The sequence below is a fragment of the Brevibacterium sp. VCM10 genome (assembly GCF_000583215.1).
Lineage (GTDB): Bacteria > Actinomycetota > Actinomycetes > Actinomycetales > Brevibacteriaceae > Brevibacterium > Brevibacterium linens.
Genome location: NZ_JAJB01000083.1, coordinates 1 through 16121, shown reverse-complemented (window position 1 = coordinate 16121; position 16121 = coordinate 1). Strand labels below are relative to the sequence as shown.

The window sequence follows — 16121 nt, the reverse complement described above, 5'->3', positions numbered from 1 at the left end:
ACCTCGCGCGAGGTTGCTGGGCCGCCGTCAGGTAGCAATTGGGGGATAGCGTGGGGGTATGCAGAGGATGACACGGGCCGCGGCCCGCAGGACGGCGATCGCGGCGACAGGACTGGACCGACCACGACCGGCCAAGGTCACCGCCCGACACCTCAAGAATGTCTTCGCCACCCTGGGGCTGACCCAGATCGACTCGGTCGCCCGTGTCGTCCGATCCCACTATCTGCCGTATTTCTCCCGCCTGGGCCCCTATCCGCGGGAGACCCTGGACCGGCTCTTCTACACTTCGCCGCGCATGGGCGTCGAGTACTGGGCCCACGCTGCGGCCTTCGTGCCCCCGCAGACGTGGAAGCACTTCGCCCGCGCCCACAGCGAATGGTGGCGCAACGACTTCGGACAGCGCCACCCGGAGACCGGTGAGGAATTCCGAAACCTCCAAGCCCGCGTCCTTGCCGCACTGTCCGCCCGGCCGATGTCGGCGCGGGAAGTCGCCGAGGTGGTCGACCACGATCTGCCGGAGATCCACCGCGGCCATTGGGGTTGGAATCCCAGCCAGGTGAAAGTCGCCCTCGAAGCGCTGTTCGCCGGAGGCATCATCAGCGCCGCCGGACGCAATGACCACTTCGAACGCATCTATGCCCTGACCCGCGATGTCGCACCCGAGCTGCCGCAGCTGCGTCTGACCTACGGGCCTCCGGACGATCCTGCGCTGGGACTGGACCCGAATGCGCAGCTTCCACGCGGAATCTCCGGGGTGGAGAACAATGTCGTCGAACTCACCCGCATCGCGGCACGGGCCCTGGGCATCTCCCGTCCCGAGGACATCGCCGACTACTTTCGGCAGCGGCGTGCACCGACCGACGTCGCCATCAGCGAACTCATCGACTCCGGTGAGCTGCGCGAAGTCGACGTCGAAGGCGTCCCGGCCCTGAAGTGGCACGAGGCTCGGACTCCGCGCACCGTGAACGCTCGCGCCCTGCTGGCGCCGTTCGACCCCTTGGTCTTCTACCGGCCGCGCATCGAATGGCTGTTCGACTTCCACTACCGCATCGAGATCTACACACCAGCGGCCAAACGGATCTACGGCTACTACGTCACGCCGTTCCTCCTCGGCGATCGGCTCGTCGGGCGAGTCGATCTGCACCGGGACCGCGCGGCAGGAATCTTGCGCGCTCACCAGGTGACATGGGAGCCGGGGGAGGAGCACACCGCGGAGCTCGCCGACGAGCTCACGACGATGGCCGCATGGCTGGGCCTGACCGCCGTGGACCTCGAAGGTACTCACCTGCCATTAAGCTAGGGGCTATACAGTCGTTCGAGTCGTTGTCCGGCAGACATGCCGATTAGGAGAAAAGTGGCTAATTTCCTCGAGAAGCTTCTGCGCACAGGTGAAGGCAGAACTCTGAAGAAGCTCCGCCGATACACGGATGCCATCAACCAGCTGTCTGATGAGTTCAGCGAGATGACCGACACCGAACTGCGTGAGGAAACCGGCCGGTTCAAGGAACGCTACAAGGACGGTGAGAGCCTCGACTCTCTGCTGCCCGAAGCCTTCGCCACCGTGCGCGAAGCCTCGGGCCGGACCTTGGGCATGCGACACTTCGACGTTCAGCTCATGGGCGGCGCCGCTCTGCACCTGGGCAACATCGCCGAGATGAAGACCGGTGAGGGCAAGACCCTCGTCGCCACGGCCCCGGCCTACCTCAACGCTCTCACCGGCAATCCGGTCCACATCATCACGGTCAACGACTATCTGGCCACCTATCAGTCAGAGCTGATGGGCCGTGTGTTCCGTTTCCTCGGCATGGAGACCGGCTGCATTCAGGCGAACATGCCTTCGGATCTGCGCCGCAAACAGTACGCTGCCGACATCACCTACGGCACGAACAACGAATTCGGCTTCGACTACCTGCGCGACAACATGGCGTGGTCTGCCGACGAACTGGTCCAGCGCGGACATGCGTTCGCCATCGTCGATGAGGTCGACTCGATCCTCATCGACGAGGCCCGTACCCCGCTCATCATCTCCGGTCCCGCCGAAGGCGATGCGAACCGTTGGTACGGCGAATTCGCCAAGGTCGTCAAGCGCCTGAAGACCGACCGCGACTACGAAGTCGATGAGAAGAAGCGCACCGTCGGTATCCTCGAACCCGGTATCGAACGCGTCGAGGACTATCTGGGCATCGGGAATCTCTACGACGCGGAGAACACCCCGCTCATCAGCTTCCTCAACAACTCCATCCGCGCCAAGGAGCTGTTCAAGAAGGACAAGGACTACGTCGTCCTCGACGGCGAAGTCCTCATCGTCGACGAACACACCGGTCGTGTGCTCAAGGGCCGCCGCTACAACGAGGGCCTGCACCAGGCCATCGAGGCGAAGGAGGGGGTGAAGGTCCAGGCCGAGAACCAGACCCTGGCGACGATCACCCTGCAGAACTTCTTCCGTCTCTACGAGAAGCTCTCCGGAATGACCGGTACGGCCGAGACCGAGGCCGCGGAATTCATGTCGACCTACAAGCTCGGCGTCGTCCCGATTCCGACGAACAAACCGATGCAGCGCGTCGACCAGTCCGACTTCGTCTACAAGAACGAGGTCGCGAAGTTCGCGGCCGTCGTCGACGACATCGTCGAACGCCACGAGACCGGTCAGCCCGTCCTCGTCGGCACGACGAGCGTCGAGAAGAGCGAATACCTGTCGAAGCATCTGGCCAAACGCGGTGTCAAGCATGAAGTCCTCAACGCGAAGAACCACGCCCGTGAGGCCTCGATCGTGGCGATGGCCGGACGCAAGAACGCCGTCACCGTGGCCACGAACATGGCCGGCCGCGGCACCGACATCATGCTCGGCGGCAATGCCGAGTTCCTTGCGGTGGCCGAGATGGAACGACGCGGTCTCGACCCGGCCGAGAACGAGGATCAGTACGAGTCCGAATGGCCGGAGGTGCTCAAGGCCGCCGAGGACAAGGTCAAGGAAGAGGCCGAAGAGGTCGTCGAACTGGGCGGACTCTACGTGCTCGGCACCGAACGCCACGAGTCCCGCCGCATCGACAATCAGCTGCGCGGCCGTTCCGGCCGTCAGGGAGACCCCGGTGAATCCCGGTTCTACCTCTCGCTGACCGATGATCTCATGCGCCTGTTCGGTTCGGGAGCCGCCGAACGGATCATGGCGACGGCGAACGTGCCCGACGATGTGCCGCTGGAATCGAAGATGGTCTCACGTGCCATCCTCTCGGCGCAGTCGCAGATCGAGCAGCGCAATGCCGAACAGCGCAAGAACGTGCTCAAATACGACGATGTGCTCAACCGTCAGCGCACCGTGATCTACGACGAGCGCCGCCGGGTCCTCGACGGGGCCGACCTCGAGGAGCAGGTCGCGAACTTCCGCGAAGAAGTCATCGACGCCTACGTCGCCCAAGCGACGACGGGACCGGTCGAAGACTGGCAGATCGACGAGCTCTTCGACGCCCTCGGAAAGATCTACTCACCGTCGATCTCATCCGACGACCTCGCCGAGGAACTCGGCGGACTCGGCAACCTCACGAAGAACCGTCTCAATCAGGAGATCCAGTCCGACCTCGCCCTGTTCTATTCGCAGCGCGAAGAGGAGCTCGGAGAGGATGCCACCCGCGAACTCGAACGCCGCGTCGTCCTCTCCGTCATCGACAAGCGCTGGCGCGAACACCTCTACGAGATGGACTATCTCAAGAACGGCATCGGGCTGCGCGCCATGGCCCAGAAGGATCCGCTGGTCGAATACCAGCGGGAGGGCTTCGAGATGTTCACCACCATGCAGGACGGGATCAAGGAGGACGTCGTTCGCCTGACCAACACGCTGCAGGTTCAGGTGACGACATCGGCCGGTTCCGACGATGCCGAACCCGAGGTCGAGGTCGACGCCGAGGAGCTGCGTCACACGACTCCGAAGATGCAGCTTTCGGCTCCGTCCGAGACCGGTTCGGCCGCGGTCTCCGAAACCGACGACGACGAGGAACCGGCTGCGGCCAACCGCGCCGAACGTCGTGCGAAGAAGAAGGCCAAGAGCTGACACCGGGCCCTCAGCGGCTCACATCGTCTGCAGCGCAGTCAGCGTCCACCGGGTGGTGAGCAGTTCCAAACGGACTGCCACCGCCCGGACGCGATTTGCGGCGGCGACGATGACCGTGACCTCGGCGATCTCGGGGCTGATCTGGCAGACGTGCGCTGTCCCCGGCTTCACCGTACGAGCGCCGGGCACGGCCGCCCGGTGCGGCGCCACCTCGGCGCGCAGCTGACATCGGTGATCGATCTTCGCCAGCAGCTCCGGTTCGACCCAGCGGGCGATCGTCTCGCTGCGTCTGACCCCGGAGAGGACCTCGAGGCAGGCAACCGCCAACGAGGTGGCCGTGGCCGCGATCCTCGCCCGGTCGTCTGCGATGTCCTGCCCCCGGGTGTGCCTGCCGACCCGGCGAGGGGACTGCGCCGTGGAGCGCGGTGTGACCTGTCGCCGAGGCGGTGCCGAAGCCTGAGGTCGGGTGAGGGTGAGCGGGGCGGTCATGTCCGGATCTCCAATCTCTGACCGGCAATGATGAGGCTCGGATCAGGGCCGATGGTGTCTTCGTTGGCGGTATAGATGTCAGCGACGAGTCGAGGGATCTCTGCAGTTGTGTCGGTCAGGTCCGCAGCGATCGACCACAGGCTCTCGCCGTGGGTCACAATATGCGTGGCGGCTGCCGAATCCGCAGGAACAGAGGAATCGTCTTTCTCGCCCGGCGGTGATGGAGGGCCATCGTCCGGAGGCGGCTCGGCAGGCCAACCGGGGTCGGGGAGGTGTGCGCGATCGGGCGCTCGTCGGTGATCCGGCGATTCGGATTCCTCTGGTGGGTCCTCGACGCCGGACCTCTCCCCACTGTCAGCGGGGGTCGGCGACCGAGTATCCGAGTCGACCGTCGGCCATCCGGGATCGGCAGGGGCGGACGAAGCGTTCGCCGACGATGTGGGTCCGGGCCCAGGGTCTGTGACCTGTGCTGCGTGAGCCGAGTGGACGGCCAGGCCGGCGGACACGATGGCAAGAACGCTCGACGCGAGTATCCGCGGCATCGCCGTGACGACCACTCCCGCCAGTGCTGACCGGACGCGGCCCGACGGGAGAAGGCGCAGCAGCAGCGCCAGCAGCGAGACGATGCCGATCCGCGAGAACAGGATCGCTCCAGTGCCGATGATGACGATGACGACGACATCGCCGGTCGTGCTCGGTGGTGGCAATTGTGTCCACGCGATGAAGAAGGAACCGAGCAGAATCAGCCATGAACCCGCGCATGCAAGCAAGAGATACATCTAGACATCCTCCGTTGGATATTGAACATAATGATGCCGTTAGATGTCATTTGATGTCAATGGATCAACATTAACTACATGACTGTAGTTCGATGAGTCGTCGATTCAAGTCTTGAAAGTGGACTACAGCTGGGGCAAGCTTGGCGACTATGGACGATCGCATCGATGCACTCCTGGCGGATATCGAAGCCGCCGACTCGGCGGCGCAGGCGCATGCCAGGAGGGGCGAATTCGGTGACGAGGTCGCCGGGCAGGCTGCCGAAAGGACTCTGCTCGAGCGGCTGCGTGGATCATTGGGATCGACGGTGCAGGTGACGATGTCCGAACGCGACATCACCGGGGCCGTGTGCTTCCTCGGCCGGGACATCGTCGTCCTCGCCGGGGCCGAGGTCTCCGCAATCGCGTTCAGTGCCGTGTGCGGACTCAGGGTGACCACGCGAGTGCACCGGTTCGAAGCCGGTGGGCTGGAGCGATTGGGGATGGGCTCGGCGCTGCGACGCTGGTCAGAAGCTCATGAAGAGGTGTCGATCGACGTCGCCGGGCGCTCGGGCGGTATTCGCGGACGATGTTCCCTCGTCGCAGCCGACTATGTCGAAATCTCCGGCCGGATCATTCCCTTCGCGGCGATCAGCGCCATCCACGCCCGGACGAACCCCTTCGGATGAGCGGGGCGCAATGCTGATCGGAGTCGAAGCGAGCAGGTCAGTCCTCGATGGAGCCGGTCTTGATCTGGTACTCCGTGCGCTCATACATGCGCTGGATATACGCTTCGATCTCGGACTTCTCGACACGCCACTGGCCGCGCCCGCCGACCTTGATGGCGCGGAGATCGCCGGAACGGACCAGGGCCCGAGCCTGGGCGATCGAGACATTGAGCAGCTCGGCCACATCGGTCAGCGGCAGGAAGCGACTTTCGACGGCCATGAGGTGAATTCTCCCATTCCAGATGTCCATCTGCCACCAGATGTCCATCTGCTTGTTGGTGCATTTTGCCAAAAACCTTGCTTTGGCATCGTTTGATGCTCAATATTAGCACTGAGAAACAGTTTCTGTCAGTGGAAATTCTGCGAATCTGGAGATGCAATGGAGCTCTCGAAACGTATCCGACGCCCCCGCTGGACCGATGCTCGGCTGTTGGTCGGCGCGATGCTCGTCGTCCTGGCGGTCGTCGGCACCTACCTGCTCGTCACCTCGGCGAATTCGACCACCCGGGTCTGGGCGAGCGCACACGCACTCGTGCCCGGTGAGACCCTGAGTCCGGCCGATCTCACCGTGGCAGAGGTCAACCTCGCCGATCTCGGCGAGAGGTACCTGTCTGCCGATGCCGAGCTGCCGGCGAATACGAGCGTGCGCAGCGTCGTCGCGGCAGGAGAGCTGCTGGCCGCCTCGGCGGTGGCGCCTCTGTCCGAGCTCGACGGACGAGTCGTGGCGATCGACATCGCCGGCTCCGTGCCGAGCGTCGTCGACTCGGGCAGCCTCGTCGACGTCTGGGCGCAACCGGAGCAGAACGGGTTCGACGACGACAGAACCCCGCCCGAGCAGATCGTCGATTCCGCTCCAGTCGCTCATATCAGTCGAGACGTCGGCAGCTTCGGGGCCGGTGAGGGTGCGCGCATCGAAGTGTTCGTCGGCTCCGGCGATCTGCCCGGTGTCCTCGCCGCCCTCGACGGGCGCAGTGTGCTCTCCGTCGTCGGTGCCCCGTCCGTTCCCGCAGAAGACGGCGGGCAGTGATGACACAGATCCTGCTGGCCGTCGACTTCGAATACGACCTCATCCTCTTCGAGCTGCTCAGTGAGATCGACGATGTCACGATCGTCGCCCGCCCGGCCGACGAGGTGGAGCTGCTGGCCCACTGTCGCACCGGGGGCGCCGACGTCGTCATCATCGGCCGGTACTTTCCCGGACTCGATGCCGAGGTGGTCGCAGCGATCGCGGCGTCGGGGGTGAAGGTGCTCGGCTTCGGCGATGATGAGCACGCCCTCGCGGACCTCGGCATCACCACCGTCGTCGCAACGGATGCGGATGCACCCACGATGGCCGCCGCTATCGAGGACATCCGCGCCGCCACCGTGGTACCGCCGCGGCCGGCAGCGCCTCCGGGCGCCGTCGGCGGAGCAGGAGTGATCATCACGGTATGGGGGACGGGATCGTCGCCCGGACGCACTCTCACGGCCGTCAATCTTGCCGATCAGGCCTCCCGCCAGGGCAGGCGCAGCGTCATCGTCGATGCCGACACGGTTTCGGGCATGGTCGCGTCCACGCTCGGGCTGACAGAGGAATCCTCTCACCTGGCCAGTCTCTGCCGGTCGCAGACGGACCCGTCGGGACGTGGGCACCAGCATTCGGTCCCGCATGCGGTGATCCGTGAGAACTTCCACGTTGTCACGGGGCTCACACGACCTGAGCGGTGGCCCGAGATCCGCGCCTCCGTCCTGGAGGCGGTGCTGCAGCGCTTGGCCACAGCCTACGAGGTGGTCATCGTCGACATCAGCGATCGGATCGATCCCGATGATGACCTCGCCGATCCCTTCTATGACCGGCACTGCGCCACCCGCGCCGCGCTCGAGGTCGCCGATATCGTCCTCATCCTCGCCGCCGGAGAGCCGATCGGTCTGCAGCGGCTGGTCAAACTCCTCGGCACGCCGCGGGCCGAGTCGGTGCGGGAGAAGATGAGGCTGGTGATCACGAAGGTGCGGGCGGGTGCGGTCGGACATCCTGCGGAGACGCGGATCAGAGAAGTCCTCGACCGCTTCGTCCGCATCACCCCTGACTTCCTGCTCTCGGACGACCGCTCCACCGCAGACGCCGCGATGCTCGCCGGCCATACCCTGCACGAGCAGAACCCCAGATCCGTCCTCGTCGGTGACTTGGCCGCGATGATGGACGAGCTCCTGCCTGGCCGGCGCCGATCCCGCCGATCGCCGGGAGGCCGCGAACGTCGCGGCGCAGGTCGTCGCGGACGCACACAGAAAGCACGGGTGAGCCAGGTGGGCGGACCGCGGGACTAGGATGAGGGGCATGGCCATTCGCTGCTATATTCCCACCACCCTGACCGCGCTGCGTTCGACGCTGACGGATGTCCGCGGCGTCGCCCCCGATGCGCAGGGGCGCAGCCTGCGCGGCGAGGAGTTCGAAGCCGCCGAATTCGATGCCATGTGCATCGCCGCCGCCCTGGCCGCGAACGCGGCATTCGATCCCGCTGGTACCGTCACGGCTGACACCGAATCAACCGCCGAGGCGACTCCCGCCCGCCGTGTGGTCGTGGCCTATGACGCCCCCGAGTCGAGCCCGACCGAACCGCTGACCGACGGCTTCGATCTCATCACCGTCGCCGAGGTCGATATGGCCCGGGCAGCCAGCTTCCACCTCGACGAAGACATCGTCTGGGACGAAGCGGTGCAACGTGGGCAGGAGAGCGGCGCGGGTGCAGCCGAGGACCACCTCGGTGCCTCCGATCTGCTGTGGTATGACGCCTCGGAACTCGAACAGCTGCTCGGCGACGCGAACTGAGTCGGTCGCACCCCGAACGATTCCGAGGTCTCAGGCGATTCCGAGGTCTCAGGCGATTTCGAGGCCTCAGGCGGATTCGAAGCGGTGCAGCCGGTCGCTCAGTCGCTTCTGCAGGATCGGGACCACAGCCTGTTCGATCATCGCCCCGAACATCGGGATCGACGAGCTGATCTCTGCATGTGCGGCCAGCTTCGTGACCGACTCGGCCTCGCGCAGCTCGAGGACCGCATCGATCTCGACGGGAACGCCCGCGGCACGTGCGGTCATGCGGATCTCGGCCTCGTCGCCGAGGACATCCCCGGGAATCATGTACACCTCGACCAGCACGGTGTTCTCCGGAAGCCTGGAGGCCAGTGCCTCCGGCAGCTCGGCCTTGGGCATCGGGGTCCGCACGGTCATCTCGGTGTCGGGGTCCATGTATTCGGCACCGGCCTCGGAGCCGAGCTTCTCCCACACGCCGGGATCGGCGAGTTTGGCCAGGAATGTCGACAGATCAACCGAGTATTCATGATTGAGAGTCAGAGATCGCATAGCTCCAGTTTGCCAGCGAATGAACGGTACACCACCGTATGCGCCTCGGCGTGCCTTTCTCGATATTTGGGCATAGTGTGGGGAATGACGATTCGACGTCGAATCGCATGACGAACGCTCGTTGATCATAGAGGTGAAACAGTGACTCAAGTCTCAATTTCGGACGTTGCAGAAGAGTGGAGGAAGCAGAGGGGGCAATCGGCTCCCGAAAACTTCCTCGAAGCGTACTATCCGCGGTTCGAAACAGGGGCCAACGACCCCGAGGCGTATGCGGCCGCGGCTGCCCGTCATTTCGCGCTCGGCACCGAATACGACGGTCGCTCGCCGGCGATCGCCATCTACAATCCGAGTGTCGACTCGCCGGAGTTCCGCGACAACCACACGGTCATCGCCATCGTGCTCGCCGATATGCCCCATCTCGTGTCCTCGATCGTCAGCGACCTCGCCGCCAACGGCAGAGCGATCCGCCGTGTCCATCACCCGATCATCACGGTCACCGGAACCGGCCCGGGGGAGAAGATCCTCTCTCCCGCCGAGGCTCCCGCGCTCAGCGCGGACACGGCGAGTATTCCGACGGTCTCCGAGGCTTCTGTCGACAGCACGGGCGGTGCCCCGCAGCAGCAGTCCTGGATCCGCCTCGAGATCGACCGCATCTCAGAGGACGACTTCGACGCACTCGAAGAGAGCCTGCGCGGAGTACTGGACTATGTGGCCGCGGCAGCCCGCGACGCCCAGGCGATGGCCGCGAAGGCCAAGGACATCGCCGCCGAGCTGAGTGCACACCCACCGCGTCCGGAACTGGCTTCCGAGGCCGAATCCGCCGCCGCCCTGCTCACCTGGCTCGACGGTCACTTCACCTTCCTCGGCTACCGCGAATACGACTACACCCACGACGCCGAGCACAGCAGCCTCGAACCGATCGAGGACACCTCGATGGGCATCTCGGCCCTGCGCCCCCTCGTGAAGTCACCGCTCAGCCGGGCCGTCGCCGACAAGGCCCTGGAACCGCATGTGCTGGTGCTGACGAAGGCGAACTCTCGCTCCAGGGTCATCCGGTCCTCCTTCATGGACTACATCGGCGTGAAGACCTTCGACGCCGACGGCGAGATCGTCGGCGAACGCCGCTTCGTCGGCGTATTCAAACCCGAGTTCTACAACGACAGCGTCCTCAACATCCCCGTCATCAACCGCAAGGTCGCGAAGATCCTCTCGGCCAGCGGATTCCCCACCGGATCCCATTCGGCCAACGAGCTCCTCGGCGTCCTCGAGAACTACCCCCGCGAAGATCTGCTGCACGAGGACACCGAGGAGATCTATGACGTCGTCATGGAGATCGTCGACATGCAGCAGCGCCGGGAATCGCGTGTGTTCGTCCGCACCGACCCCTACCAGCGCTTCGTCTCGGTCATCCTCTATCTCCCACGCGACCTCTACAACACCGACGCCCGCGTGCGCGTGCAGGAAGTGCTGCGCAGGTTCTACAACGCCGACAGCGTCGACTTCGATGTGCTGCTGAGCGAATCGGCGCTGGCCCGCATCCACTTCGTGGCCCGCGTCGCCCGGGACTCCGAGCTGCCGCAGATCCGCGCCGATGAGGTCGAATCGCGCATCGTCGGAGCCGTGCGCTCCTGGTCAGAGGACGTCCACGCGTTCCTCGTTCCCGCCGAATCCGGCGACACCGGGGCCTCACATGCCCGGGCCGACCTGTGGTCGAAGTCGTTCCCTCCCAGCTACGGCGAACACCACACCCCCGCCGAGGCGGTCGCCGACGTCGGTCGGTTCGAGGCACTCGAGGCCGGTGCCGGTCCGGCGGTGCGCCTCTACCGTCCCGACCAGAACTCCGACGCCTCCGTCCGCCTCGTCCTCTACCGCCGAGACCGGGTCAGCCTGTCCGAGGTCCTGCCCTTCCTCACGGCCTTCGGCGCCGACGTCGTCGACGAACGTCCCCACGAGCTCGACCTCGCGGACGGAACGCATCGGTACATCTACGACTTCGGGCTCAGCTTCTCCGAAGAGCTGGCCGATGACGACTACGACCGCATCGCCGAGGCCTTCATGGCCGGCTGGGAGGGCAAGAAGGAAGCGGGAGTCTTCGACCGCCTCGTCGTCGCCGGACTCTCCTGGCAGCATGTGACGATCATCCGCGCACTGGGCAAATACCTGCGCCAGGCCGGCTTCACCTACTCCGACGCCTACGTCGGTGAGGTCTACAGCGACAATCCGCAGATCTCGAAGCTGCTCGTCGACTACTTCTCCGCGAAGTTCGATCCGGACGTCGACGACGCCGGACGCGAAACGGCGATGGCCGAGCTCGACGACTCCATCGAGTCCGCGCTCAGCGAGGTCGCCAGCCTCGACGCCGACCGAGTGCTGCGCTCCTCGCTCGAGCTGCTGCGGGCGACCCTGCGCACGAACTACTACATCGACGAATCCGGTGCTCTGCCGACGGCGCTGGTGCTCAAGATCCGGCCCGACGAACTCAGCTTCGTGCCGAAGCCGAAGCCGGCGCTGGAGATGTGGGTGTACTCCCCGCAGGTCGAAGGCGTGCACCTGCGCTTCGGCACCGTCGCGCGCGGCGGACTGCGCTGGTCGGATCGTCGCGACGACTTCCGCACCGAGGTGCTCGGCCTCGTCAAGGCGCAGATGGTCAAGAACGCCCTCATCGTGCCCACCGGCGCCAAGGGCGGGTTCTTCCCCAAACAGCTGCCGCCGATGAGCGATCGGGACGCCTGGATGGCTGCCGGTCAGGCCGCCTACGAGGTGTTCATCGAAAGCATGCTCGAGGTCGCGGACAACCTCACCTACGGCACCGACGACTCCAGCGTCGTCGTCCACCCCGACCGCGTCGTCCGCCACGACGGTGACGACTACTACCTCGTCGTCGCCGCGGACAAAGGCACGGCACGGTTCTCCGATGTGGCCAACGCGATCGCCGAACGCCGCGGATTCTGGCTCGGCGACGCCTTCGCCTCGGGAGGATCGGTCGGCTACGACCACAAGGCGATGGCCATCACCTCCCGCGGTGCGTGGAAGTCCGTCGAACGCCACTTCCGCGAACTCGGCCTCAACACCGCCGCCGAGGACTTCACGGTCGTGGGCATCGGGGATATGAGCGGCGACGTCTTCGGCAACGGAATGCTGCGCAGCGATCACATCCGCCTGGTCGCGGCCTTTGACCACCGGGACATCTTCCTCGATCCGCACCCCGACGCCGCGCGCAGCTTCGTCGAGCGCCAGCGTCTGTTCGACCTGCCGCGCTCGAGCTGGCAGGACTACGACCGGGAGCTCATCTCCGCAGGCGGCGGAGTCTTCTCCCGGGCGGCGAAGTCGATCGACCTCAGCAGTGAGGCCGCCTCGGTGCTCGGGGTCGAACCCGGAAAGCGCAGCCCGGCTGATCTCATGTCCGAGATCCTGAGGGCACCCGTCGATCTCGTCTACAACGGCGGAATCGGCACCTATATCAAGGCCTCGACGGAGAGTCACGCCGATGTCGGCGACAAGTCCAATGACGCGATCCGGATCGACGGCGCCGAGGTGCGGGCTCGCGTAATCGGCGAGGGCGGCAACCTCGGTGTGACCCAGTTGGGGCGTGTCGAGGCTGCGCTGGGCGGCGTCGAGGTCAACACCGATGCCGTCGACAACTCTGCCGGAGTCGACAGCTCCGACCATGAGGTCAACATCAAGCTGCTGCTGCGCACGCTCGTGCACAAGGGGGCCTTCGCCGCCGAGGAGCGGGAACAGGTGCTGCACTCGTTCACCGACCAGGTCGCCGACCGCGTGCTGGCGAACAACTATTCGCAGAACGTCGTCCTCGGCGAGGCGCGGGCCCAGACCGAATCGATGTCGGGCACGTACGGTCGGATGCTGAACTACCTGGAGAAGAACGCCGACCTCGATCGTGCGGTCGAGTTCCTGCCGAACGCCGAGGAACTCGCCAAACGCGAATTCAGCTCCTACGTCTCACCCGAACTCGCGGTGCTCCTGGCCTATGTGAAGATGCACGCCGCCGATGAGGTCCTTGCGAGCACCGTGCCGGACGAGACGTGGATGCGTCGGGAACTCGTGTCCTACTTCCCGGAGGCCCTGCAGGAGAAGTACGGTGAGCTCATCCCCGAACACCCGCTGCACCGGGAGATCGCGACGGCGAAGCTCGTCAACCGGCTCGTCGACCGCGGCGGACTGACCTACATCTACCGGATGCTGGAAGAGACCCCGGCTTCGGTGCCGCAGATCGCACGCGTGTTCGTCGTGGTCTCCGAGATCTTCGGTCTCGACGACTTCTTCGACGCGGTGTGCGCGCTCGACAATCAGGTGCCGACCGAGGTGCAGGTGAAGCTCCAGCACGACTATGTGCGGCTGCTCGATCGGTCGTCGCGTTGGCTCGTGCAGCAGGCACCGGACAGTCTCGACGTCGATTCCGGCATCGAGATGTACGGCAAGGTCGTCGAGGCTCTGCGCTCCAGGGTTCCGGAACTCGTCGACGGCTACGATGCCGAGACCATGCGGGCGAAGGCCCTGAGCTACATCGACGAAGGTGTGCCGAGCGAACTCGCCTGGCGCTCGGCTGCTCTCCTCGACGAGTTCGTGCTGCTCGACATCACCCAGCTGGCTGCCCGGGCGAACGAATCCGCCGAGGATGTCGCCGAGGTCTACTACGCCGTGAACGAACGCTTCTCCGGTTCGCAGATCCTGACCCTCATCGGTGAGCTCGACCGCAGCGATCGGTGGTCGGCTCTGGCCCGCGGATCGATGCGTGACGACTACTACGCCGCGATCCTGTCGGTGACCGGAACGGTCTTGGCCGCCACGGATTCGCCGATCGCGGGAACCCCGGACGAGCGGGCGAAGCAGCGGCTGGCGGAATGGCTCGAACGCAACGAGACGGTCGTCGGCCGGGTGCTGGAGACGACGGAGACGATCCTCGGACTCGACACGGTCACGCAGGCACCGCTGTCGGTGCTGCTGCGCTCCCTGCGGTCGATGGTCCGCTCCTCGGCGTGGGAGAGCGAACACAACGGCTGACGCTGGTTCCGGTCGCGGCCGACCCCACGGTCGGCCGCGACCGGCGTGTCGGTCGTCGTCCGGACGGCACGGCCTCGGCGCGTGAGAACGCAGACCGATTCAGTGGTAGCGTCTGAACATCGACATCTCAGCAGATCCGCGGTTCTCCCGGGTCTGCTGATCTCACCTGGGAGGAACGTATCGTGCTCAACGAACTGCTGGCGGCCGAGGGCCTCACGGATGAGTCGGACGTCGAACACATCCATCTGCTCGTCGGGGACTGGCAGCTGCTGGCCGACCTCTCCTTCGCCGACCTCGTGCTGTGGGTGCCGTCGCCCAACGGCGCCTATACGGTGTTGGCCCATGCGCGATCGACGACCGGAGCGACACTGTTCAATCGGGACCTCATCGGAGCGCGAGCGACCGGTCTCGAGAAGGAGCTGCTCGACCGGGCCAGCAGCACCCGCAGCTATGTCACCCACGTCGCGGCAGCCCGAGAGATGGGAATCAGCGCCGGATCCTCCGACGTCGATATCCTCGCCGAGGCGGTGCCGATCATCCGTGACGGTGAGGCCATGGCGCTCGTCGTCCGGTACTCCGAAGAGGTCCGGCGCAGAGGTTCGTCCCGGTTGGAGAAGTACTACCGGGAAACGGCGATGGCCCTGATGCGGATGATCGTGCAGGGAACGTTCCCCGACCGCGACGCCCCGTCCGGAGCTCGGCACGGCGAACCTCGAGTCGGTGACGGCATCTTCATCCTCGACCGCGATTCGCATGTGCAGTACGCGTCCCCGAACGCCGTATCGCTGATGCACCGGCTCGGCTACGGAGGAGAGATCGAAGGCAGCTACCTCTCGGCAGTGGTCTCGAACCTCAGCGCAGATCTGCGGCAGGTCGACGAGACCCTCCCGCTGGTGCTCACCGGACGGGCCCCGTGGCGGACCGAACTCGAAGTCGGGCGCACAAGTGTGTCCCTGCGCGCGATTCCCCTCACGGATGAGGGGGAGCGCACCGGTGCCATCGTGCTGGCCCGTGACGTCTCCGAGATCCGACGCCGCAAACGGGAGCTGCTCTCGCGCGACGCGATGATCAAGGAGATGCACCACAGGGTGAAGAACAATCTGCAGACCGTCTCCGCACTGCTGCGGCTGCAGACCCGTCGGATCGACAGCCCCGAGGCCAAAGGCGCGCTGACCGAGGCGATGCGCCGCGTCTCGATCATCGCCGTGGTCCATGACGTGCTCAGCCAAGGCGTCGAATCCGAAGTGGACTTCGACGAAGTCGTCGACAAGGGGCTGCGTCTGACGCCCGAGCTGACCAGCCCGCTCGTGCACATCGAACTGAAACGCCGCGGAAGCTTCGGCACCATCTCCTCAGCCGATGCCACCTCCTTGGCCCTGGCCATCACGGAGCTGATCACGAACGCGATCGAACACGGATTCCCCACCGAGAACCTCGAGGGCCTGGAACCGGGGGAGACGCTCAACGGCCACGTGTGGGTGACTCCTGAGCGCAACGGCGACCATCTGAGGGTGACGATCGCCGATGACGGCATCGGGCTGGGGGAGACGCAGAACCCGGGCAACGGTCTGGGTACGCAGATCGTGCGCACCCTGGTCTCCGCCGATCTGGCCGGATCGATCCAATGGGAGGCACGCGAAGGCGGCGGAACCGTCGCCGTCCTCGATGTGCCGCTGCGCCCGGACTCCTACGACTGAGCCGCACACGACTGACTGAGCCGCACACGACTGAGTCCCTTGTCTCGA

General features: G+C 65.3%; 12 protein-coding genes. 8 read left to right on the top strand and 4 right to left on the bottom strand.

Annotation, left to right across the window (positions count from 1 at the left end):
• Positions 1–58: 58 nt before the first annotated feature.
• Positions 59–1300: a winged helix-turn-helix domain-containing protein gene (locus AD89_RS0117075; RefSeq protein ID WP_035321396.1), complete on the top strand. Its 1242-nt coding sequence runs from the start codon at positions 59–61 to the stop codon at positions 1298–1300.
• Positions 1301–1354: 54 nt separating this feature from the next.
• A complete protein-coding gene (gene secA / locus AD89_RS0117070) occupies positions 1355–4045 on the top strand; it encodes a preprotein translocase subunit SecA (protein WP_025780791.1) in 2691 nt (896 codons plus the stop codon).
• Positions 4046–4063: 18 nt separating this feature from the next.
• Here the strand turns inward: secA and AD89_RS0117065 are convergent, their stop codons facing one another.
• Together AD89_RS0117065 and AD89_RS0117060 are read right to left on the bottom strand one after the other, a co-directional pair.
• The gene (locus AD89_RS0117065; RefSeq protein ID WP_025780789.1) at positions 4064–4534 is read right to left on the bottom strand and encodes an Rv3235 family protein; all 471 of its coding nucleotides are present in this window, start codon (positions 4532–4534) and stop codon (positions 4064–4066) included.
• A complete protein-coding gene (locus AD89_RS0117060) occupies positions 4531–5313 on the bottom strand; it encodes a LysM peptidoglycan-binding domain-containing protein (protein ID WP_025780788.1) in 783 nt (260 codons plus the stop codon). Before AD89_RS0117060 ends, AD89_RS0117065 begins: the two co-directional genes overlap by 4 nt.
• Before the next feature lie 149 nt (positions 5314–5462).
• Between AD89_RS0117060 and AD89_RS0117055 the strand changes: the two genes are divergently transcribed.
• Positions 5463–5978 (top strand): hypothetical protein, encoded by a 516-nt coding sequence (locus AD89_RS0117055; protein ID WP_025780786.1) that lies wholly within the window; start codon positions 5463–5465, stop codon positions 5976–5978.
• A gap of 37 nt (positions 5979–6015) precedes the next feature.
• On the opposite strand, the gene AD89_RS0117050 is transcribed toward AD89_RS0117055, so the two are convergent.
• Positions 6016–6237, bottom strand: coding sequence for a helix-turn-helix domain-containing protein (locus tag AD89_RS0117050; RefSeq protein ID WP_025780784.1), 222 nt, complete (start codon positions 6235–6237; stop codon positions 6016–6018).
• A 159-nt stretch (positions 6238–6396) separates the two neighbouring features.
• Here AD89_RS0117050 and AD89_RS0117045 point away from each other — a divergent pair, with 159 nt between their 5' ends.
• Genes AD89_RS0117045 through AD89_RS0117035 form a run of 3 tightly spaced genes read left to right on the top strand, consistent with a single transcriptional unit; the run spans position 6397 to position 8823 of the window.
• On the top strand, positions 6397–7044 hold the full coding sequence (locus AD89_RS0117045) for an SAF domain-containing protein (protein WP_025780782.1): 648 nt from the start codon (positions 6397–6399) through the stop codon (positions 7042–7044).
• On the top strand, positions 7044–8321 hold the full coding sequence (locus tag AD89_RS0117040) for an AAA family ATPase (protein ID WP_025780780.1): 1278 nt from the start codon (positions 7044–7046) through the stop codon (positions 8319–8321). Before AD89_RS0117045 ends, AD89_RS0117040 begins: the two co-directional genes overlap by 1 nt.
• Positions 8322–8331: 10 nt before the next feature.
• Positions 8332–8823: a DUF6912 family protein gene (locus AD89_RS0117035; protein WP_025780778.1), complete on the top strand. Its 492-nt coding sequence runs from the start codon at positions 8332–8334 to the stop codon at positions 8821–8823.
• 66 nt (positions 8824–8889) lie between these two features.
• Here AD89_RS0117035 and AD89_RS0117030 read toward each other — a convergent pair whose 3' ends face one another.
• Positions 8890–9354, bottom strand: coding sequence for a DUF2505 domain-containing protein (locus AD89_RS0117030; RefSeq protein ID WP_025780776.1), 465 nt, complete (start codon positions 9352–9354; stop codon positions 8890–8892).
• A 141-nt stretch (positions 9355–9495) separates the two neighbouring features.
• Here AD89_RS0117030 and AD89_RS0117025 point away from each other — a divergent pair, with 141 nt between their 5' ends.
• Both AD89_RS0117025 and AD89_RS0117020 read left to right on the top strand, forming a co-directional pair.
• On the top strand, positions 9496–14376 hold the full coding sequence (locus AD89_RS0117025; RefSeq protein WP_025780774.1) for an NAD-glutamate dehydrogenase: 4881 nt from the start codon (positions 9496–9498) through the stop codon (positions 14374–14376).
• 182 nt (positions 14377–14558) lie between these two features.
• Complete coding sequence (locus tag AD89_RS0117020) at positions 14559–16073, top strand: sensor histidine kinase (RefSeq protein ID WP_025780772.1); 1515 nt, start codon at positions 14559–14561, stop codon at positions 16071–16073.
• Positions 16074–16121: the final 48 nt, after the last annotated feature.

Coding starts and splice junctions, on each gene's coding strand:
- AD89_RS0117075 (WP_035321396.1), top strand. CDS start 59: ATGCAGAGGATGACACGGGCCGCGGCCCGCAGGACGGCGATCGCGGCG.
- AD89_RS0117065 (WP_025780789.1), bottom strand. CDS start 4,534: ATGACCGCCCCGCTCACCCTCACCCGACCTCAGGCTTCGGCACCGCCT.
- AD89_RS0117060 (WP_025780788.1), bottom strand. CDS start 5,313: ATGTATCTCTTGCTTGCATGCGCGGGTTCATGGCTGATTCTGCTCGGT.
- AD89_RS0117055 (WP_025780786.1), top strand. CDS start 5,463: ATGGACGATCGCATCGATGCACTCCTGGCGGATATCGAAGCCGCCGAC.
- AD89_RS0117050 (WP_025780784.1), bottom strand. CDS start 6,237: ATGGCCGTCGAAAGTCGCTTCCTGCCGCTGACCGATGTGGCCGAGCTG.
- AD89_RS0117045 (WP_025780782.1), top strand. CDS start 6,397: ATGGAGCTCTCGAAACGTATCCGACGCCCCCGCTGGACCGATGCTCGG.
- AD89_RS0117040 (WP_025780780.1), top strand. CDS start 7,044: ATGACACAGATCCTGCTGGCCGTCGACTTCGAATACGACCTCATCCTC.
- AD89_RS0117035 (WP_025780778.1), top strand. CDS start 8,332: ATGGCCATTCGCTGCTATATTCCCACCACCCTGACCGCGCTGCGTTCG.
- AD89_RS0117030 (WP_025780776.1), bottom strand. CDS start 9,354: ATGCGATCTCTGACTCTCAATCATGAATACTCGGTTGATCTGTCGACA.